Origin of the sequence: Acidovorax sp. 62, from assembly GCF_002754495.1 — a bacterium.
Lineage (GTDB): Bacteria > Pseudomonadota > Gammaproteobacteria > Burkholderiales > Burkholderiaceae_C > Acidovorax.
This window is the reverse complement of the sequence record NZ_PEFJ01000001.1, coordinates 4728177-4748690: the sequence shown is the minus strand read 5'-3', so window position 1 is coordinate 4748690 and position 20514 is coordinate 4728177. Positions and strand designations below refer to the sequence as shown.

General features: G+C 65.2%; 19 protein-coding genes. 8 read left to right on the top strand and 11 right to left on the bottom strand.

The window, feature by feature from the left end; translation table 11 throughout:
* Positions 1-44: 44 nt before the first annotated feature.
* The gene (locus tag CLU86_RS21355) at positions 45-977 is read right to left on the bottom strand and encodes a LysR family transcriptional regulator (RefSeq protein ID WP_099743029.1); all 933 of its coding nucleotides are present in this window, start codon (positions 975-977) and stop codon (positions 45-47) included.
* A 291-nt stretch (positions 978-1268) separates the two neighbouring features.
* Here CLU86_RS21355 and CLU86_RS21350 point away from each other — a divergent pair, with 291 nt between their 5' ends.
* The 7 genes from CLU86_RS21350 (at position 1269) to dld (ending at position 10109) form a co-directional block, all read left to right on the top strand.
* Positions 1269-1808 carry a TRAP transporter small permease gene (locus CLU86_RS21350; protein WP_099743028.1) on the top strand — a complete coding sequence of 180 codons (540 nt, stop codon included), beginning with the start codon at positions 1269-1271 and terminating at the stop codon, positions 1806-1808.
* Positions 1805-3103 carry a TRAP transporter large permease gene (locus CLU86_RS21345; protein ID WP_099743027.1) on the top strand — a complete coding sequence of 433 codons (1299 nt, stop codon included), beginning with the start codon at positions 1805-1807 and terminating at the stop codon, positions 3101-3103. The genes CLU86_RS21350 and CLU86_RS21345 overlap by 4 nt, the downstream gene beginning before the upstream one ends.
* Positions 3104-3176: 73 nt before the next feature.
* The gene (locus tag CLU86_RS21340; protein ID WP_099743026.1) at positions 3177-4211 is read left to right on the top strand and encodes a DctP family TRAP transporter solute-binding subunit; all 1035 of its coding nucleotides are present in this window, start codon (positions 3177-3179) and stop codon (positions 4209-4211) included.
* 505 nt (positions 4212-4716) lie between these two features.
* Entirely contained in the window at positions 4717-6393 is a 1677-nt protein-coding gene (gene lldP / locus CLU86_RS21335; RefSeq protein WP_099743025.1) for an L-lactate permease, read from the top strand.
* Positions 6394-6415: 22 nt separating this feature from the next.
* Positions 6416-7201 (top strand): transcriptional regulator LldR, encoded by a 786-nt coding sequence (gene lldR / locus CLU86_RS21330; protein ID WP_099743024.1) that lies wholly within the window; start codon positions 6416-6418, stop codon positions 7199-7201.
* Positions 7198-8337 (top strand): FMN-dependent L-lactate dehydrogenase LldD, encoded by a 1140-nt coding sequence (gene lldD, locus CLU86_RS21325; RefSeq protein ID WP_099743023.1) that lies wholly within the window; start codon positions 7198-7200, stop codon positions 8335-8337. The genes lldR and lldD overlap by 4 nt, the downstream gene beginning before the upstream one ends.
* Positions 8334-10109 carry a D-lactate dehydrogenase gene (gene dld / locus CLU86_RS21320; RefSeq protein ID WP_099743022.1) on the top strand — a complete coding sequence of 592 codons (1776 nt, stop codon included), beginning with the start codon at positions 8334-8336 and terminating at the stop codon, positions 10107-10109. Before lldD ends, dld begins: the two co-directional genes overlap by 4 nt.
* 270 nt (positions 10110-10379) lie before the next feature.
* Here the strand turns inward: dld and CLU86_RS21315 are convergent, their stop codons facing one another.
* The 3 genes from CLU86_RS21315 to CLU86_RS21305 all read right to left on the bottom strand — a co-directional run bounded on the left by CLU86_RS21315 (position 10380) and on the right by CLU86_RS21305 (position 13780).
* Entirely contained in the window at positions 10380-10724 is a 345-nt protein-coding gene (locus CLU86_RS21315; RefSeq protein WP_369803860.1) for a nucleotide pyrophosphohydrolase, read from the bottom strand.
* A gap of 100 nt (positions 10725-10824) precedes the next feature.
* On the bottom strand, positions 10825-11757 hold the full coding sequence (locus CLU86_RS21310) for a 2-hydroxyacid dehydrogenase (protein ID WP_099743021.1): 933 nt from the start codon (positions 11755-11757) through the stop codon (positions 10825-10827).
* Between the two features lie 151 nt (positions 11758-11908).
* Positions 11909-13780: an ABC transporter ATP-binding protein/permease gene (locus CLU86_RS21305; RefSeq protein ID WP_099743020.1), complete on the bottom strand. Its 1872-nt coding sequence runs from the start codon at positions 13778-13780 to the stop codon at positions 11909-11911.
* A gap of 40 nt (positions 13781-13820) precedes the next feature.
* On the opposite strand from CLU86_RS21305, the gene CLU86_RS21300 reads away from it, so the two are divergent.
* Positions 13821-14249, top strand: a complete 429-nt coding sequence (locus tag CLU86_RS21300; protein WP_099658997.1) for an acyl-CoA thioesterase — start codon at positions 13821-13823, stop codon at positions 14247-14249.
* Between the two features lie 60 nt (positions 14250-14309).
* On the opposite strand, the gene CLU86_RS21295 is transcribed toward CLU86_RS21300, so the two are convergent.
* From CLU86_RS21295 to CLU86_RS21265, 7 genes are all read right to left on the bottom strand, one after another.
* Positions 14310-14885: a polymer-forming cytoskeletal protein gene (locus tag CLU86_RS21295; protein WP_099657851.1), complete on the bottom strand. Its 576-nt coding sequence runs from the start codon at positions 14883-14885 to the stop codon at positions 14310-14312.
* Between the two features lie 149 nt (positions 14886-15034).
* The gene (locus tag CLU86_RS21290) at positions 15035-15529 is read right to left on the bottom strand and encodes a thioesterase family protein (RefSeq protein WP_369803859.1); all 495 of its coding nucleotides are present in this window, start codon (positions 15527-15529) and stop codon (positions 15035-15037) included.
* A gap of 323 nt (positions 15530-15852) precedes the next feature.
* Entirely contained in the window at positions 15853-16629 is a 777-nt protein-coding gene (locus CLU86_RS21285; RefSeq protein WP_099657850.1) for an enoyl-CoA hydratase, read from the bottom strand.
* Positions 16630-16718: 89 nt separating this feature from the next.
* Complete coding sequence (locus tag CLU86_RS21280; RefSeq protein WP_099743752.1) at positions 16719-17552, bottom strand: acyl-CoA thioesterase II; 834 nt, start codon at positions 17550-17552, stop codon at positions 16719-16721.
* Between the two features lie 35 nt (positions 17553-17587).
* Complete coding sequence (locus tag CLU86_RS21275; protein WP_099743019.1) at positions 17588-18478, bottom strand: alpha/beta fold hydrolase; 891 nt, start codon at positions 18476-18478, stop codon at positions 17588-17590.
* 309 nt (positions 18479-18787) lie between these two features.
* Positions 18788-19987, bottom strand: a complete 1200-nt coding sequence (locus CLU86_RS21270) for an acetyl-CoA C-acyltransferase (protein WP_099743018.1) — start codon at positions 19985-19987, stop codon at positions 18788-18790.
* 12 nt (positions 19988-19999) lie between these two features.
* A complete protein-coding gene (locus CLU86_RS21265) occupies positions 20000-20509 on the bottom strand; it encodes a DUF4442 domain-containing protein (protein ID WP_099743751.1) in 510 nt (169 codons plus the stop codon).
* Positions 20510-20514 lie beyond the last annotated feature (5 nt).

Here is a 20514-nt window from a genome sequence, read left to right as displayed (position 1 = left end):
TTTGCGCGCCCAACTATGCAAAATATTTATGTCGGTATTTACCCTTAGCATGGGTTGGCTTGCGTTTGCAGGTAGGCCCACAGGGCCTGGGCAGTGCCCTTGGGGGCCTCTTTGCCCGCGGGCTTCTCGCGATAAGCGCGCACATCCATGAGCATTTGCAGCCCATCCGTGTCCGATGGGGCGGCGCCGACCAGCCGCTTGGCACGCAGTTCTTTCTTGACCGCGCTGTGCGGAAGAAAGGCCACGCCATGCCCCTCCAGCGCCATGGCCTTGAGGCCCTCGGCCATGTCGGTCTCGTACACCCGCTCCAGGTGGATGGGCGTGGCGGACTCTTTGAGGATCAGCTCCGTCACCCGCCCCAGGTAAGCCCCTGGCGCATAGCCCAGGTAAGGCAGCGGTTGCCCCGCACGGCCGGGCAGCCGGAACAGCGGCTCGCCATCCGCATCGGGCTTGCTGTAAGGCGAAAGCACCTCCTGGCCCAGGCTCACCATCTCGTAGCGGTCTGCATCCAGCTGAAAGGGTTGCGAGGAGTGGTGGTAAGCAATGAGCAGGTCACAACCCCCTTCCACCAGCCGCATCACGGCGTCGTGCACATTCAGCGCAATCAGGCGGCTTTTGAAGGGGCCGAACTTGTCATGCAGGCTCGACACCCAGGCCGGAAAGAACGTGAACGCCAGCGTGTGCGGCACCGCGAACTCGATCATGTCTTTGCCCGCACTGGTGTGCGCGCGCAGCATGGCGCGGGTGTTTTGCAGGGCCTGCAGCATCTCCAGGGCTTGGTCGTACAGCGTCTTGCCCGCTGGCGTGAGGCGCGTGGGGTACGAGCTGCGGTCCACCAGATCGGTGCCCGCCCAGGCTTCCAAGGCCTGGATGCGCCGCGAGAAGGCGGGCTGGGTCACATGCCGCAATTGGGCCGATCGGCTGAAGCTGCGCGTTTCCGCGAGGCTGACGAAATCTTCTAACCACTTGGTTTCCATCGGCCGCATTATCCGCGCCTGCCCACGCTGTGGCGTGCGGCGCGGGTGAGGGTTTACACCCCATCCGAATGCTATGGGTGCTTATCGATGCGTCGCATAATGTAACGGGGGCTTTCATCGCGCGCCCGCGTCCTGTTCCGGGTTGCACAACATCCACGGGGCAGCGACTTTTCAGACCCCTTCTGTTCATGGCTTGTGCAAAACAGGGCTCAGGCAAGCAGCCCGCCTCACGGCAAAGGCGGCGGCAACCCGATTTGCGCAAGTCTTACCGTTTTTCGCACCAGCTTTCCCATGTCCTCCAATCCCACCCCCAGCCCGTCTGAGCCAGAGGCCGAGCCCCGCTCTTTGCGCCTTGAAGACTGGCTCACCGTCATCGTCATGGCGGCCCTCGCGCTCATCACCTTTGCCAACGTGCTGGTGCGCTACTTCACCAACTCCTCGTTCGCCTGGACCGAAGAAATCTCCGTGTTCCTGATGATCGCGCTGGCCCTCATCGCAGGCTCTGCCGCCGTGGCGCGCGACCAGCACATCCGCATCGAATACTTTGCCGAGGGCGGCTCCGCATTGCGCAGCAAACGCCTGTCGATGCTGGGCGCGGCCACCGTGGCCCTGCTGTTTGGCGTGATTGCGGTGCTGAGCGTGCGCGTGGTGTGGGACGACTACCGCTTTGGCGAAACCTCACCAGGCATCGGCGTGCCGCAGTGGTGGTATTCGGTCTGGCTGCCCGTGTTCTCGGCGCTCATCACGGCGCGCGCCGTGGGCCTGTTCATCCGCCGCAGCCGCAGTAGCGCCGATGGTGCTGAAGCCCACCCGCGGGAGCCCCAAGCATGATCGCCACGCTGCTGTTTGTGGCCTTCCTGGGCCTGATGTTTGTGGGCGTGCCGATTGGTGCCGCGCTGGGCCTGGCGGGTGCTACCGCCATCGCGCTGGCCAATGCCGACAGCCAGTGGTTTGGCCTCTTGGCCGTGCCGCAGAACTTCTACGCCGGGCTGGGCAAATACCCGCTGCTGGCCATCCCGATGTTCGTGCTGGTCGGCTCCATCTTCGACCGCTCGGGCGTGGCGCTGCGCCTCGTCAACTTTGCCGTGGCCATCGTCGGGCGCGGCCCTGGCATGCTGCCGCTGGTGGCGATTGCCGTGGCCATGTTCCTGGGCGGCATCTCTGGCTCGGGTCCGGCCAACGCCGCCGCTGTGGGGGGCGTGATGATCGCAGCCATGTCGCGCGCGGGCTACCCGCCTTCGTTCTCGGCCAGCGTGGTGGGGGCAGCCGCCGCCACCGACATCCTGATCCCGCCCTCGGTCGCGTTCATCATCTACTCGGTGCTGGTGCCCGGCGCCTCGGTGCCCGCGCTGTTTGCGGCCGGCATGATCCCCGGCATCCTGGCGGGCGTGGCGCTCATCGTGCCCGCCGTGTGGATGGCGCGCAAGCACAAGATGGGCGCGCTTGAAGCCACCATGCCCCGCCCCCCGTTCTGGAAGAGCCTGCGCGAGGCCACCTGGGGCCTGGCCGCGCCGGTGCTGATTTTGGGCGGCATGCGCGCGGGCTGGTTCACTCCCACCGAGGCCGCCGTGGTGGCGGTGTTCTACGGCCTGTTCGTGGGCATGGTGATCCACCGCACGATCAAGGTGCGCGACCTGTTCCCCATCCTGCGTGAATCGGGCGAGCTGTCGGCGGTGATCCTCATCGTGGTCTCGCTCGCGGGCATCTTTGCCTACTCGCTGTCCACACTGGGCGTGATTGACCCGGTGGCCAACGCCATCGTGAACTCGGGCCTGGGCGAGTACGGCGTGCTGGCGCTGCTCATCGTGCTGCTGATCACGGTGGGCATGTTCCTTGACGGTATCTCGATCTTCCTGATCTTCGTACCGCTGCTCTTGCCCATCATGCAGCACTACAAATGGGACCCCGTCTGGTTCGGCGTGATCCTGACCCTGAAGGTGGCCCTGGGCCAATTCACCCCCCCGCTGGCCGTGAACCTGATGGTGTCTTGCCGCATTGCTGGTGTGCGCATGGAATCGACCGTGCGCTGGGTGGGCTGGATGCTGTTCGCCATGTTCCTCGTGATGGTGCTGGTGATCGCCTTCCCGCAACTCGCCCTGTGGCTGCCCGCCCAGATGGGTTATTGAATGTGACAAAAATGCCTTCTAGCGCTTATCTATAAAGCGCAGAAAGCTACGTTTTTTATAGCAAGGAGACTTTATGAAACTGCGTACCTTCCTGACCTCTGCCGTGGCCGCTGCGGCCGCGCTGGCCTTCACCGCCCCCGCTGCCATCGCACAGACCGCGTACAAGAGCGAGTACCGCATGTCGCTGGTGCTGGGCACCGCCTTCCCCTGGGGCAAGGGCGGCGAGCTGTGGGCCAACAAGGTCCGTGAGCGCACCCAGGGCCGCATCAACATCAAGCTCTATCCCGGCGTCTCGCTGATCCAGGGCGACCAGACCCGCGAGTTCAGCGCGCTGCGCCAGGGCGTGATCGACATGGCCGTGGGCTCCACCATCAACTGGTCGCCGCAGGTCAAGGCGCTCAACCTGTTCTCGCTGCCCTTCCTGTTCCCCGACTACAAGGCCGTTGATGCCGTCACGCGAGGCGACGTGGGCAAGCAGATCTTCGCCACGTTGGACAAGGCAGGCGTGATGCCCCTGGCCTGGGGCGAGAACGGCTACCGCGAAATCTCTAACTCCAAGCTGGCCATCAAGAGCCCTGCCGACCTCAAGGGCCTGAAGATCCGCGTGGTGGGCTCGCCTCTGTTCCTCGACACCTTCACTGCCCTGGGCGCCAACCCCACGCAAATGAGCTGGGCCGATGCGCAGCCCGCGTTTGCCAGCGGCGCCGTGGATGGGCAAGAGAACCCGATTGCCGTCTATCAGGCCGCCAAGCTGCACACCGTGGCCCAAAAGCACATCACCATGTGGGGCTACGTGAACGACCCGCTGGTGTTTGTGGTGAACAAGGACATCTGGAACAGCTGGACGCCCGCCGACCGCGAAATCGTCAAGCAGGCCGCCATCGACGCTGGCAAGGAAGAAATCGCCATCGCCCGCAAAGGCATGGTGGAGGCCGACAAGCCCTTGCTCAAGGAAATCGCCGCCAACGGCGTGACGGTGACCCAACTGACCGCTGCCGAGCGCGACGCCTTTGTGAAGGCCACGCGCCCCGTGTACGACAAGTGGAAAGGCCAGATCGGCGCCGACCTGGTGACCGCCGCTGAAAAGGCGATTGCGGCAGGCAAGTAAGCCCCAAACGCTCCTAAAACCATAGCTTCTAGCGCTTTATCAACAAGCGCTAGAAGCTTTTTTTATGCCCAAAACGGCCCAGCATGCACAGCGGGCGGTGCCTGCCGATGGCCCACCCATCCCGCACTGGAACCGCCCAAAACCACACCGCGTAACCACACTCAGGCGGTCTGGTTAGTTACATCATATTGGTATGACCAATAAACCAAAATCCAGGCGAATGACCACAACTCGGTATTTACCCTATAAATACCACCCCATCACACCGCCCAAAATACGACCAATTCGCACGGATTGGTTATTTTTGGTCATACCAATTTGACTCAATGTCTGCCAATGAGGGACAAGCGCACAGCCTGCCTTCATGCCAGCCACCCCTCAGGCCCCCGGCCTGCGGGGCCAGTGGCCGGAGACAACGCTGCCCCCCAAGGCGGCGCATCCACTGCGGTGAAGAAAGCCATGGGCCCCTGGCCTTTGTCTGCGTTTCAATGCCTCACTTACCGTTATGCAAACCCTCTGGCAACAAAACTATGACCCGGCCGGGAACATCTGGCTCTCCGCGCTCGTAGCCCTCATCCCCATCGTCTTTTTCTTTCTGGCCCTGACCAAGCTGCGGCTCAAGGGCTACCAGGCGGGCACCGTGACGGTGCTGCTGGCCCTGGGCGTGGCACTGCTGTTCTACAAGATGCCCGTGAGCGCTGCGCTGGCCTCGGCCGTGTATGGCTTCTTCTACGGCCTATGGCCCATCGCCTGGATCATTGTGGCCGCCGTGTTTCTGTACAAGCTGTCGGTCAAGACCGGACAGTTTGATGTGATCCGCAGCTCCATCCTGTCCGTCACCCACGACCAGCGCCTGCAGCTCATCCTGGTGGGTTTCTGCTTTGGTGCATTTTTGGAAGGTGCGGCCGGCTTTGGCGCCCCCGTGGCCATCACCGCTGCGCTGCTGGTGGGCCTGGGTTTCAAGCCGCTGTACGCCGCCGGCCTGTGCCTGATCGCCAACACCGCCCCCGTGGCCTTTGGCGCGATGGGCATTCCGGTCATCGTGGCGGGTCAGGTGTCCGGCATCGACCCCTTCCTCATCGGCCAGATGGCCGGGCGCCAGTTGCCCTTCATGACCATCCTGGTGCTGTTCTGGATCATGGCGATCATGGACGGCTGGCGCGGCGTGAAGGAGACCTGGCCTGCCGTGCTGGTGGGTGGCGGCTCGTTCGCCGTGGTGCAGTTCCTCACCGCCAACTACATCGGCCCCGAGCTGCCCGACATCACCTCGGCCATCGTCTCGCTAATTGCCCTCACGGCCTTCCTCAAGGTGTGGCAGCCCAAGCGCATCTTCCGCTTTGACACCAGCGACAGCACGGCAACGTCCGCTGCCAAGCCAGTGGCCGCGAGCACTGCGCCCCTCACCGCAGGCGCCATCATCAAGGCCTGGTCGCCCTTCATCATCCTGACCGGCATGGTCACGATCTGGAGCATCAAGCCCTTCAAGGCGCTGTTCGCCGCAGGCGGCCCGCTGGCATCCACCATCATCAACATCCCCGTGCCCATGCTGGACAAGCTGGTCGCCAAGATGCCGCCCGTGGTCGCACAGGCCACGCCGTATGGCGCGGTGTACACCTTCAACTGGCTGGCCGCCACCGGCACCGCCATCCTGATTGCGGCCATCCTGACCATCGCCTTCGCCCGCTTCTCCCCCGCCAAGGCCGTGGCCACGCTGGGCGAAACGGTACGCGAGCTGGTCATCCCGATCTACTCCATCGGCATGGTGCTGGCCTTTGCCTTCGTGGCCAACTACTCCGGCCTGTCCGCCACGCTGGCCCTGGCGCTGGCCCACACGGGCAAGGCGTTCACGTTCTTCTCGCCCTTCCTGGGCTGGATTGGCGTGTTCCTCACGGGCTCGGACACCTCGGCCAACGCCTTGTTTGGTGCGCTGCAAGCCACCACGGCCAACCAGCTGGGCCTGTCACCCGTGCTCACCGTGGCGGCCAACACCACCGGCGGCGTCACCGGCAAGATGATTTCGCCCCAGTCCATTGCCATTGCCTGCGCGGCCGTGGGCCTGGCGGGCAAGGAATCGGACCTGTTCCGCTTCACCGTCAAGCACAGCCTGGTGTTCGCCGCCATCATCGGCATCATCTGCACGCTGCAGGCCTATGTGTTTACGTGGATGATTCCGGGTCATTGAAACCCTGAATCTGAGAGCCCCCATGCGCCTAGCCGATCACGTTGTCGAAAAACTGCTTGCCCTGGTGCAAGAACGCGGACTGCAGCCCGGACAAAAGCTGCCCGCAGAACGGCAACTGGCCGAGGTGCTGGGGGTGTCGCGCACCTCGGTGCGCGAAGCCATCCAGAAGCTCACCAGCCAGGGCGTGCTCTCGGCCCGGCGTGGCGACGGCACCTACGTGCAGCAGACCAACAAACCTGCCGAATGGCTGCAAGAAGCCATGGTGCCGCTGGCGGGCCTGATCGAATCCGACCCCCACTACCGCTACGACGTGCTGGAAACGCGCCACGCGCTGGAGACCAGCACCGCCTGGCTGGCCGCGCAGCGCGCCACCGCACAGGACAAGGCGCACATCCAGCGCTGCTTTGAAGTGATGCTGCAGCACCAGCAAGGCGGCCACGCCGAGCTGGCAGCGCGCGCCGACGCGCAGTTCCACCTGGCCATTGCCGAAGCCTCGCACAACCTGGTGCTCGTGCAGGTGATGCACAGCCTGTTCACCGTGGTGCTCTCCACCGTGGAGCGCAACCGCCACGACATGTTCCGCCTGAGTGCCCCCGTCACGCTGCAAGCGCTCACGGCGCAGCACCAGGCGCTGATGCAGGCCATTCTGGACGGAGACCCGCAGCGCGCGCGCGCATGCATCGGCGAGCACCTGGAGCATGTGCGCACCACCATCCAGCGCATGGACGAAGACCGCGCACGGCGCGAACGTTCCATGCGCCTGCCCCTGGATCTAGCCCCCCAAGACCTGAGACAGCCACCACCATGATCATCTCCTCCAGCGCCGACTACCGCACGGTGGCGCAAAAGTTTCTCCCGCCCTTCCTGTTCCACTACATCGACGGTGGCTCGTATGCCGAGCAGACACTGCGCCGCAATGTGGACGACTTTGCCGCCGTGGCACTGCGCCAGCGCGTGCTCAAGGACATGAGCCAGTTGGACACCAGCACCGAGTTGTTTGGGGAAAAGCTCAGCATCCCCGTGGCCCTCTCACCCGTAGGCCTGACCGGCATGTACCGCCGCCGCGGCGAAGTGCAGGCCGCCCGCGCAGCCGATGCGCATGGCATTCCTTTCACCATGTCCAGCGTGTCGGTCTGCCCGATCGAGGAAGTGGCGCCAAAAATCAAACGCCCCATGTGGTTCCAGCTGTATGTGCTGAAAGACCGGGGCTTTATGCAGAACGCGCTGGAGCGCGCACAGGCCGCAGGCTGCACCACGCTGGTGTTCACGGTGGACATGCCCGTGCCCGGCGCCCGCTACCGCGACGCGCATTCAGGCATGAGCGGCCCCAACGCCCCGCTGCGCCGCTACTGGCAGGCCATGACGCACCCCCACTGGGCTGTAGACGTGGGCCTGCTGGGCCGCCCGCACGACCTGGGCAACATCTCCGCCTACCGCGGCAGCCCCACGGGCCTGGCGGACTACATGGGCTACCTCAGCGCCAACTTCGACCCGTCCATCTCCTGGAAAGACCTGGAGTGGATTCGCGCCTTCTGGAAGGGCCCGATGGTCATCAAGGGCATCCTCGACCCCGAAGACGCCAAGGACGCCGTGCGTTTTGGCGCGGACGGCATCATCGTCTCCAACCACGGCGGCCGCCAGTTGGATGGCGTGCTGTCGTCGGCCCGCGCGCTGCCCGCCATTGCCGACGCGGTGAAGGGCCAGATCAAGATCCTGGCCGACTCGGGCATCCGCAACGGGCTGGACGTGGTGCGCGCACTGGCCTTGGGCGCCGACTGCGCCATGATTGGCCGCGCCTACATCTACGCGCTGGCCGCAGGCGGCGAGGCCGGTGTGAAGCACCTGCTGGAGCTGCTGGAGAAAGAAATGCGCGTGGCCATGACGCTGACCAGCGTGGCCAAGGTGGCCGACATCTCCGCTGACTTGCTGGTGCGCGAAGCATGAACGCCGCCGCCCCCATCTCTCCTGCCTCCCCCGTTTCCCGTGAGGCCCTGCTGGCCCAACTGCGTGAGGCCGTGGGCGCCGCCCACGTCCTGACCGACGACCAGGCCACCCGCCGCTTTCGCAAAGGCCACCGCACGGGCGAAGGCCCGGTGTTGGCCGTGGTGCGGCCCGCCACCCTGCTGGAGCAATGGAAGGTGCTGCAGGCCGCCGTAGCGGCGGACCGCATCGTCATCATGCAGGCGGCCAACACCGGGCTCACCGGAGGCTCCACCCCCGACGGCAACCAGTACGACCGCGAGATCATCCTCATGAACACGCTGCGCATCACCGGTGTGCAGGTGGTGCGCGGTGGTGAACAGGTGGTGTGCCTGCCCGGCGCCACACTCGACCGGCTGGAGCAGACGCTGATCCCCTTCAACCGCGAACCGCACTCGGTCATTGGCTCGTCGTGCATCGGCGCCTCGGTGCTGGGCGGCATCTGCAACAACTCGGGCGGCGCGCTGGTGCGCCGGGGCCCCGCCTACACCGAGCTGGCGCTGTACGCCCGCGTGAAGGGTGACGGCACGCTGGAGCTGGTGAACCACCTGGGCATCGAGCTGGGCCAGACGCCCGAAGACATCCTGACCCGCCTGCAAAGCGGCAGCTACACCGAAGCCGACGTGCGCCACGCGCCTGAGCGCGCCGCATCGGACGCCCGCTATGCGCAGGACGTGCGCGCCGTGGACGCCGACAGCCCCGCCCGCTTCAATGCCGACCCGTCCCGCCTGTTCGAGGCCTCGGGCTCCGCAGGCAAGGTGTGTCTGTTTGCCGTGCGGCTCGACACCTTTCCCAAAGAGCCCAGCACGGTGTTCTACATCGGCAGCAACGCGCCCGAAGACCTCACCGCCGTGCGCCGCCACCTGCTCACCGCACTGCCGCGCCCGCCCATTGCCGGTGAATACATCCACCGCACCGCGTTCGACATTGGCGAGAAGTACGGCAAGGACACCTTCCTGCTCATCGACCGCTTTGGCACGGCCCGGGTGCCTGCAGCCTTTGCGCTCAAGAGCAAGTGGGACGGTTTCTTTGAACGCCTCGGGATGCGCGGTTTTGTGGACCACGCCATCCAGGCCGTGACCCGCCTGCTGCCCAGCCACCTGCCCCGGCGCGTGCGCCAATGGCGTGACCTGTACGAACACCACCTGCTGGTGCGCGTCTCGAACGACCAGGTGGAGGCCACGCGCGCCTTCCTGGCCGAGCACTTTGCGCCCGCGCACACTGCGGGCGGCTGGTTTGAGTGCGATGCCGACGAAGGGCGCAAGGCCTTCTTGCACCGCTTTGCGATTGCAGGCGCCGCCATCCGCTACCGCGAGGTGCACCGCAGCGAAGTCGAAGACATCGTGGCCCTGGACATTGCCCTGCGCCGCAACGACCGCGAATGGGTGGAGCAACTGCCGCAGGACGTGGAGCGCGATGTGGTGCACAAGCTGTACTACGGCCACTTCTTCTGCCATGTGTTCCACCAGGACTACATCGTGAAGAAGGGCGTGGACCCGCTGGCCATGGAACACCGCATGTGGGAGCTGCTGGACGAGCGCCGCGCCGAGTACCCCGCCGAGCACAACGTGGGCCACCTCTACGTGGCCAAGCCCGCGCTGGCGGGCTTCTACCAGTCGCTGGACCCGACCAACACCTTCAACCCCGGCATCGGCCACACCCCGCGCGGGCGCGACTGGCAGGAGTGCAACCATGCCAGCGGCGGCTGGCCCAAGGGGTATTCAGAGGGCGCGTGACGCGGGTCGGCTTCCCTCGTCTCGTATCGTCCAGTCCTGTCCCACCCCAAACCGTTCGGGCTGAGCTTGTCGAAGCCACGGCACGACGGAGCAGGCCTTCTTTGAACTTGAACAAACCGTTCGGGCTGAGCTTGTCGAAGCCTTGCGCGGCGCTTCGACAAGCTCAGCGTGAACGGGTGGAGGGAATCAGTGAATTCACACCAGATTCATCACTGCGTGCAGCACTTCAACAAGCTCAGCGTGAACGGATGGGAGGAGCGGCCTCCGGGGTCAATCCACTGAAGCCGCACCAACGGGCGGCACCGGATGCTTGATCGCGTTCTTCACCAGCTTGCGCTCCACAGCCTCACGCAGGTCCACACCCGTGTGGTCGGCCAGCTGCAGCAGGTAGAGCAGCACATCGGCCATCTCCTCGCCCACGCGCTCTTTGCGCGCCGGGTCGGCGGTGAGCTGTTGCGATTCCTCGGGCGTGAGCCACTGGAACAGCTCCTGCAGCTCGGCCGCCTCCACCATCAGCGCCATGGCCAGGTTCTTGGGCGTGTGGTACGGCTGCCATTGGCGGGCAGCGGCAAAAGCGCGCAGGCGTTGCTGAAGGTCGGCCAGGTCCAGCGTCATGCCACGCCCCTGGCGCAGCCCAAGCCACGCCTGCTGCAATTGCTACACATTTGATAGCTTTTAGCGCTTATTCCATAATCGCTAGCGGCCATTTTGATGCTCATAACGGCGTCACAGGCGCTTCGCCTGCGAGGTGGCGGCGGGCGTTTTCCATGAAGCGGTCCACCGAGTTCTGCACCGCTTCGGGCGACCAGCCCGCCACATGGGGCGTGAGCACGACGTTGTCCAGGTCCAGCAACTCGGTCGGGGGCGCAGGTTCGCTCTCGTACACGTCCAGGCCCGCTGCGGCAATGCGGCCCTCGCGCAGCGCAGCGGCCAAGGCGGTGGTGTCGATCACGCTGCCGCGTGCGATGTTGACCACCACACCGCGCGGGCCCAAGGCGTTCAGCACGGCGGCGTTGACCAGGTGCCGAGTAGCAGCGCCGCCGGGCGTGGCGATGACGAGAAAGTCCGCCCACTCGGCCAGCGCCGCCACATCGGCAAAGTAGCGGTAAGGCACATCGGTGCGGGCGCTGCGGTTGTGGTAACCCACCTCAATCTCAAAGCCCAGCGCGCGCTGCGCAATCTTCTTGCCGATGGTGCCCAAACCGATGATGCCCAGGCGCTTGTGCGACACGTTGGGCGGTAGCGGCAGCGCCGTGCGCCACACGCCGGCCCGCGTGGCCTTGTCCAGCGGCAGGATGCGGCGCTGCGCCGCAATCAGCAGGCCCCAGGTGTGGTCGGCCACGCAGTCATCGTTGGTGCCCGCACCCGTGGCCACCACAATGCCACGGGCCTTGGCATGGTCTACGGCCACGTTCTCGTAGCCCGCGCCCAGCACGCAAATCAGCGTGAGGGCGGGGAGCGCATCGATCTGCGCGGGCGACAAGCCGATGGCGCCGATGGTGAGCGCCACCCGCACGCGGGGGCCATGCTCGGCAATGGCCGCCGCAGCCGATGCGGCATCGGCTGCGTAGAGGACTTCAAACACCTCGGCCATCTGGGCGCGGTGTTCTTCCGACAGGAAAGTGAGGGCAAGCAGGACAGGCTTCATATATCCAAACAATTCATCAAAAACCAGCGCTGATGGCTGGATGAGGTTACGGGCTTGCGCCCTATTCTCCAGGGCACAGCGCATGAAACTGGCGCACGCGAGGCGAGAGACGCCGAGCAAGGGCCGCCCCGCAGCGAGGGCGTCGTCCCCCTCAGGGGGAAGGTGCCGAAGGCAACTCAGGGGGGCTTTCCTTCTGCAATGCCCACATGCTGGCGTAGCGGCCATTGAGGGCGAGCAGTTGCGCATGGGTGCCGCGCTCAATGATGCGGCCCGCATCCATGACCAGAATCTCGTGCGCGTCCACCACGGTGGAGAGGCGGTGGGCAATGAGCAGCGTGGTCTTGTTCTGCGCGGCGCTTTGCAGCTCGGCCTGGATGGCGCGCTCGTTGGCCGAGTCCAGCGCGCTGGTGGCTTCATCAAAGATGAGGATGGGCGGATTCTTGAGCAGCGTGCGGGCAATGGCCACGCGCTGCTTTTCACCACCCGAGAGCTTGAGCCCCCGCTCGCCCACTTGTGTTGCGTAGCCCTTGGGCGTGCTGGCGATGAAGCCGTGGATGCGCGCCGCGCTGGCTGCGGCCTCCACCTCTTGCTGCGTGGCGCCCGTGCGGCCGTAGGCAATGTTGTAGGCCACGGTGTCGTTAAAGAGCACCGTGTCCTGCGGCACGATGCCAATCGCCTTGCGCACGCTGGCCTGCGTCACGCTGCGAATCTCTTGCCCGGCGATGGTGATGCGACCTTGCTGGATGTCGTAGAACCGAAACAGCAGCCGCGCCAGCGTGGACTTGCCCGAGCCCGAGGGCCCGACCACCGCCACCGTTTTGCCTGCGGGGATCTCAAAGCTCACGCCTTGCAAAATAGGCCGTGCAGGGTCGTAGGCAAAGTGCACGTCCTCAAACCGCACCGTGGGCTGTGCCAGCCCTTGCAGCGGCTGCGCACCGGGCGCATCGGCCACCTCACGCTCCTTGTCCATCAGCACGAACATCTTGTCCAGATCCGTGAGGCTCTGCTTGATCTCGCGGTAGATCACGCCCAGGAAGTTGAGCGGGATGTAGAGCTGGATCATGAACGCGTTGACCATGACCAAGTCGCCCAGCGTCATGCGCCCATCGACCACGCCCTGGGTGGCGCGCCACAGCATGGCCACCAGCCCGATGGCAATGATGAACTGCTGGCCCGCATTGAGCATGGACAGCGTGGTCTGGCTCTTGAGCCGCGCCAGCCGCAGGCGCTCCAGGCTCTCGTCGTAGCGGCGGGCTTCAAAGGCCTCGTTGTTGAAGTACTTGACGGTCTCGTAGTTCAGCAGCGAATCCACCGCCTTGGTGTGTGCGGCCGAATCGAACTCGTTGGCTTCGCGGCGAAAGCGCGTGCGCCACTCCGTCACCCACACCGTGAAGGCGATGTAGACCACCAGCGCGGTGATGGTGATCCAGGCAAACCACACGTCGAACTTGAGCGCCAGCACCGTGAGCACCAGCGCCACTTCGATCAGCGTGGCCACCACGTTGAACAGGGTGTAGGAGATGAGCGACTCGATGCCCCGCACGCCGCGCTCGATGTCGCGCGTCATGCCGCCCGTCTGCCGCTCCAGGTGAAAGCGCAAGCTCAGCTGGTGCAGGTGCTCAAAGGTCTGCAGCGCAATGGCCCGCGCGGCGCCCTGTGTGGCCTTGGCAAACACCAGTTCGCGCAACTCTGAGAACAGCGAGGTGGACAGCCGCAGCGCCCCATAAGCCAGCAGCAGCCCCACGGGCACCACCAGCAGCGCGGTGGGGCTGCTGGCGGAGATGTCCATGGCGTCCACCAGCGTTTTGAGCAGCACGGGCACGCCGACGTTGGCCAGCTTGGCGCCCACCATGAACACGATGGCGGCCACCACGCGCCACTTGTACTGCCACAGGTAGGGCAGCAGGCGCCGGATGGTGACCCAGTCTGTGGGCTGGTGCGGTGCGGTGGCCGGAGCAGCCGCTGCAGCCGCAGAGGGGTTTGGAGGGGAATGTGGGGGGGCGGAGTCGCCGCGTTGGCGCATGGGGGACAATCCTGATTGTTGTTATCTAGTGATTGTGCCCATGTCTGCTTCCTTCAGCCCACCACCCGCTGCATTGCCCTGCGACCACGAACTGGTGCTCAAAGTCATCCCCATGCCGGGCGACTGCAATGCCAATGGCGATATTTTTGGGGGCTGGGTGATGGCGCAAGTGGACTTGGCCGGATCGGTGCTGCCCGCGCGCTACGTGCAGGGCCGCATGGCCACCGTGGCCGTCAATGAGTTTGTGTTCAAGCAACCGGTGCGCGTGGGCGACATCCTGTCGTTCTTCTCGCACATCAACCGCGTGGGCAACACCTCGGTGACCGTGCAGGTCGAGGTGTATGCCGAACGCTTTTCAGACCAGGGCCGCTATGTGAAGGTGACCGAGGCCACGCTGACCTATGTGGCGATCGATGCCAACGGCCGCCCACGGCCGCTGCCCAAGCCGCAGGCGCCTGCCCAAGGCTAAGAACCCGTGGACGATCTCATAAGGGAGATCGCCCACAGACTGTCAGAACAAGCGATTCCCTCAGGCTGCCAGAATGGCAGGCTCTGCGCGCACCACCGCAGGCGCCGCAATGGCGGGGCGCGTGGCCGCGCTGGCGCTGTTGAAACCGGCCTCGATTTCACCGGCCAGTTGCCCGCCCTCTTCCACCACCAGCTTGCCGTAGCGGATCTTGCCGTTCACCTTGCCCGTGCTGTAGATGACGAGCTTCTGGCGCACGGTGAGGGTGCCATTGAATTCGCCATGGATCTCGGCAATGTCAATTTCTGCCGAGCCCTTGAAGGCCCCGTTCTCGGAGATCTGGATCACGCGCGAGTCCATCGTGGCTTCCACCGTGCCTTCGACCACCAGCGTGTCGCAATCGGTGATCTCCACGCCTTTGAGCTTGATGTTGGGGCCCACGGTGAGCTTGCTGCCCGAGCTGTCGCTGCCCGAGGCCGCCACGGGCTTGTTGCCCGTGAGGCCCCCACCCGATGGACCCACCGATGACGCGGCACCTGAGTTCAGGCTGTTCAAGCCATTGACGGAGGGGTTGGTGGCGGCATTGCGCTGGAACGAATCGGGTTCACGCTTGCCAAAGAAGGGGTTTTGCACGGCCATCGGATCTCCTTGAAAAGGATGCATCCTAGGTTTTCATGCTGTCAAAAGATGCCATCGTTACGCAAGAACGGTAACCAAAAGGTTCGACCGTAGCATGCACTTGCAAGGCTTGCAGCAGCACACGCCCTGCGCGCTGGCCGCAGCACAACTTACGAAACGATGTAAGCCGCCGCCCCGGCCGACATGAGCTGGCCATCGGGGCCCAAAAACTCCATGCGCGTGGTGGCCACGCGCGAGCCCAGGCGCAGCACCTCGGCGCGCAGCTCAAAGTGGCTGCCAATGCCGGGGCGCAGGTAGTCGATGCGCAGGTCGATGGTGCCCAGCTTGGCAAAGCGGTGCAGGCGCTGCTCGGGCGGCTCGTCCATGTGCTTGGCACCGATCGCGGCCATCACCGCCAGCCCGCCCATCGCATCGAGCCCCGCACTGATCACGCCGCCGTGGATGCGGTTGTAGGCATAGTGTCCCACCAGCTCGGGCCGCATGTCGATGCGCGCCACCGCCCGCTGCGGGGCGATGCTGACCACCTTGAGCCCCAGCAGCTGGTTGAAGACGATCTTCTCTTCAAAGATGGCGGTGAGCCCCGCGAGGAACTCGGGCTCGAACGCGATGGCAGTGGAAGGGGCAGACGGAGCGGACATGGACATCCTTGGAGCTGCGGCGGGCCATCCGCCAGAACACTATTACTTTGATAGCTGCCAGCGCTTATCAATCAAGCGCTAGTGGCCTATTTCATCAAAATCACCCGTAGCGTCTTTGACGTTACGGGGAACGTATCTTTGAACTTCACACATCCGTTCGGGCTAAGCCTGCCTGCGCCTTGCGCGGCGCTTCGACAGGCTCAGCGTGAACGGCTCGAGTGACTCACGCCAAATTCATGGAAGTCAGACCTTGCTGAAATCAGGATGTCTTTTGGCGAAACACTGCCGCACCGCTTCGCTGTGCGCGCTGGCTGCGCCAGCTCCAGACTTCAGACTTTGCTGAAGTCTGGGTGTCTCTTTTCCATAAACGCGCCAAACGCTTCGCGGGCGGCGGGCTCGCGCAGCATGCGGCCGAAGCTGGCACCCTCTTCGGCCATCACGGCGGCGATCTGGGGCAGCTGGTGCTTCTTCATCAGGCGCTTGGTTTCGATCAGCGAAGACAAGGGCTTGGCCGCCAGCTTTTTGGCTTGGGCCTGGGCCACGCCGTTGCATTCGGTGGGGGGCACCACGCGGTTGACCAAGCCTACTTCCAGGGCGGCTTCGGCCAGAAAGGGTTCGCCCAGCAGCAGGGCTTCTGCGGCGCGGTGGTAGCCCAGCATTTGCGGCACGAGCAGGCTGGATGCCGCTTCGGGGCACAGGCCCAAGTTGACGAAGGGCATGGAGAACGCCGCGTTGTCGCCCGCATAGACCAGGTCGCAGTGGAACAGCATGGTGGTGCCAATGCCCACGGCCGGGCCGCACACCGAGGCGATCACGGGCTTGGGGAATGCTGCCAGGCGGTGCAGGAAGCGGAACACGGGCGAGTCCTGCGTAGCGGGCGGCTGCTGCAGAAAATCGCCAATGTCATTGCCTGCGCTGAAGATGGCCACATCGCCCTGGAACACCACCACGCGCACGCTCGCGTCTTGCTCGGCCGCGGCCAGCGCGTCGGCCATGGCCGCGTACATGGTGGTGGTGATGGAGTTCTTCTTGTCCACCCGGTTGAAGGTGATGCTGGTCACACCCGCTTCGGTGTGCACGAGGATGTCTTTGGTGGTGTCGGTCATGGTGGTAAGGGGGTATGAAGAGGTGAAGTGATGGCGCGTACTGGGCCGCGTTGGCGCTGGGTAGCGCTGGGTAGCGCCGTGTGGCGCGCCTACTCTTTGTAGTAAACGATCTGGTGGCTCGTGGCCAGCATGGTGCCGGCTTCGTTCCACAGCTGCACGGTCTGGTCAAAAAACCCGTGGCGAAACTCTTGCCCACGGGCCTGGCCCAGCAGGTAGCCCGTGCCGGTCTGCGCCAGTTGCTCGCTGCTGGCATGGAAGTACACCGTGATCGACACCGTGCCCGCAGGCACCAGGTGCGCCCGGCGCAGCCACACGCGGGGGAAGAACAAATCGGCCAGCGCCGCCAGCGCGCAGAAGTCCAGCGGCCGAGCGGGCGCGTCACGCATCCACAGCTGCGACAGGCTGTGGTCGCCCAACTGGCCGTTCCACTGCGCAGGCAGCCCACCCGAGATGGGGCGCATCTCGTAGCGTGACAGCCACGCCATGGCCCCTGCTTCCAAAGGCCTGATGGCGCAGTCTGCCGGGGCAGGCACCGTGGGCATCGGCACATCGCCCGCGCTCCAGGTGTCGCGGCGCACGGCGGTGACGGCCGTGGCGGTCGTGGTCACCACCGGGGCACCGTCGACATCGGCCTGAAGGATGGACAGCGTCCAGTGCTGGGTGGAGCGGTTGGTGCGCACCGGCGTGGCCTGCACGGTGAACGGTCCCGCCGTCAAAGCCCCCGCGTAGTTGACGGTGAGCGACAGCGGATCGCCCAGCCGGTCGGGGTGCTGCATGACGGCCTGCAGCAGCGTGGCCGCCGTCACGCCGCCAAACGGCCCCACCATGTTCCAGTAGCCGGGATGGGTCTGGCCCGTGTACGCACCGGGCGAAGAAGACGTCAGCGCAAGCGCCTCGTCCAAGGGATGCAAGGAGGAAGTCATGCCGTAAGTGTGCCGTGGATTGAAGGGGGCAAGCGTCATGCCGGCGACTGGCGCACGCTTGGGCGCGCTGCCCCCAGGCCCGCCAGTGCGGCGGCCGCGCGCGGCCACAGGCTTTGGCGAAACTGGTCGCGAAAGAACCCGAAGTGCCCAATGCGCCGCACCTGCAGTTCAGCAGGCGTGATGCGCTCCACGCGGCGCTCTGTGTGGGTGTACAGGTTGACGAGGTTGTGCGTGCCACGCAGCGTCATCAGCTCATCGTCGGCCATCGACAGCGCCAGCACCGGAAAGCGCACCGCGCCATAGCTTTGCGCCACCGCAGGCCCTTCGGCGCCAACGCTGTAGGCCGGGTGCAGGCACCAGCGGCGCCACTGCAAGATCACGCCCGCAGGCAGGTCGCCCACCTTCTTGAGCGCACGCCCCGGAAAGTACCCGCACAGCCGCGTGGCCAGCGGCACCAGCACCCACCAGAAGTAGGGAACGATGCGTTTGAGCTTGGGAGCGTTGTCGCGCCAGTAACCGCTGCCCGCCGCCACGCTGAGCAGACCATCGACCTGCTCAGGCCGCGTGAGCAGGCCGGGCAGCTGCGCGCCCAGGCTGTGCCCCAGCAGGTACAAGGGCTGCGCTGGCAACGCCGCCTTGGCCGCCGTGATGACCGCCTCGTAGTCCTGCGCCCAGTCAAACAAATCGGCCTTCACATCGCGCATCGCACCCTGCAGCGAATCGCCATGCCCCCGGTAGTCAAACGTGGTGACCCGAAACCCCTGCTGCGCCAACCACAGCGCAAAGGCCTCATAAAACGACTGCCGCCCCCCCATGGCCCCGCCAATCACCACGCTGGCACGCGCCACGCCCTCGGGCTCGTAAACGCGCAGCGCCAGCGCTACCGCGCCATCGCCGCCGTGGACCTGCAAGGTTTGCTTGTTCATGTCGGCCTCCTTGGTTCACACCGATCTGCGCCGGTTTGAAAAGAAAACGATGCGCCCCCTGGCGGGTCACCCGGTTTTGGCAGGCCCAGCCTGGGTCGCAGGAAAGTGCCCAGGCTTCGACAGGCTCAGCCCGAACGGGCGGAGAAAGAACTCATCACTCGCCCCCGGTCTTCCCACTCCGCCCTCAAGGGCGTAGCGAGCGGGATGAGCTGCTAGGCGGACGGAGCGCAGGAACCGGAACGTACTTCCTGTACGTGAGGATTCCGAGCACCGCCCAACGACGCAGATCGCTCGGTAGCCAGCCAACCATCAAACCGCTTCGAAGATGCCGGCGGCGCCTTGTCCCATGCCTACACACATGGTGACCATCCCGTACTTGAGCTTGTTGCGCCGCAGTGCATGCACCACCGTGGCCGAGCGAATCGCCCCCGTGGCCCCCAGCGGGTGCCCCAGCGCTATCGCGCCCCCCATCGGGTTGACCTTGCTCGGGTCCATGCCCAGCGTATTCATCACCGCCAGCGACTGCGCCGCAAACGCTTCGTTCAGCTCAAACCAGTCGATGTCTTGCTGGTTCAGGCCCGCGTAGCGCAGTGCCGCCGGAATCGCCTCGATGGGGCCGATGCCCATGATGTGCGGCGGCACGCCTTTGGAGGCGTAGCTCACGAAACGCGCCAGGGGCGTGAGGCCAAAGCGCTTCACGGCCGACTCGCTGGCCAGGATCAGCGCGCCTGCACCGTCGCTGGTCTGCGAGCTGTTGCCCGCCGTCACGCTGCCGCGCGCCGCGAACACCGTCTTGAGCTTGGCCAGACCTTCCAGGCTGGTGTCGGGGCGTGCGCCTTCGTCCATGCTCACGGTGCGGGTCTTGACAATGGCTTCGCCCGTTTCCAGGTTGGCCGTGCGGTCGGTCACTTCGATGGGCGTGATCTCGTCGGCAAAGTAGCCTGCTTGCTGAGCGGCCAGGGCCTTCTGGTGCGAGGCCAGGGCAAACGCATCCTGTGCATCGCGGCCCACCTTCCACTGCTGGGCGACCTTCTCGGCCGTGAGGCCCATACCGTAGGCAATACCCACGTCGCCGTCACGCTCAAAGATGCTTGGCGACAGGCTGGGGCTGTTGCCCATCATGGGCACCATGCTCATGCTTTCCACACCGGCAGCGATCATCACTTCGGCCTCGCCCACACGGATGCGGTCGGCCGCCATCTGCACGGCCGACAGGCCCGATGCACAAAAGCGGTTGACTGTGATGCCGCCCACGCTGGTGGGCAGGCCCGCCAGCACGGCGCCAATGCGCGCCACGTTCAGGCCCTGCTGCGCCTCGGGGATCGCGCAGCCGCAGATGATGTCTTCGATGGCGGCGGGGTCGAGCCCGGGCGCTGCGGCCAGCGCGGCCTTCAGCGTGGTCGCCAGCAGGTCGTCAGGGCGCATGTTGCGAAAGAACCCGCGGTGCGAGCGCCCGATGGGCGTGCGCGTGGCGGCAACGATGTAGGCTTCCTGGACTTGTTTGGCCATGGGATAACTCCTTCAATTCTTGGCGGGGCGGCTGGCTGGAACCCAGGCCCACGTAAATACACATTCGACCGGCTCCACGCCGGCTTCGTCGGTCACGGTGACGGTGACCTGAACCTCGCCCTTGTCGCTGGCCTGCATGGCCGCGCACTGCTCTGGCGTGAGCGTGGCCACGGCCTTGAGGCCGCCCGTGGCGCGCTTCTTGAACGCCATGCTCAGCTCTTTGGCCAGCGGGGTGCAGTCGTCGCGCACGTTCATGCCCACGACCATGCCGGTGGCCGTTTCGGCCAACAGGTTCATGGCAGAGGCGTGGACGCCGCCAATGTGGTTCTGCACGCGGTGTTCATTGGCCAGGTGCACTTCGACCCGCTCGGGCGTCAGCGACACAAACCGGACCCCGGCCGTACCGGTGAAGGGCACCGCACGGCGCAAGATGATGTTCTGCACAAAGCCCCGCATGAAGGCGGGGGCCTCGTCCAGGCGCATCAACGAGCGCTGCAGTTTGTTGGGGGCGCGATCCGTCATGGCAG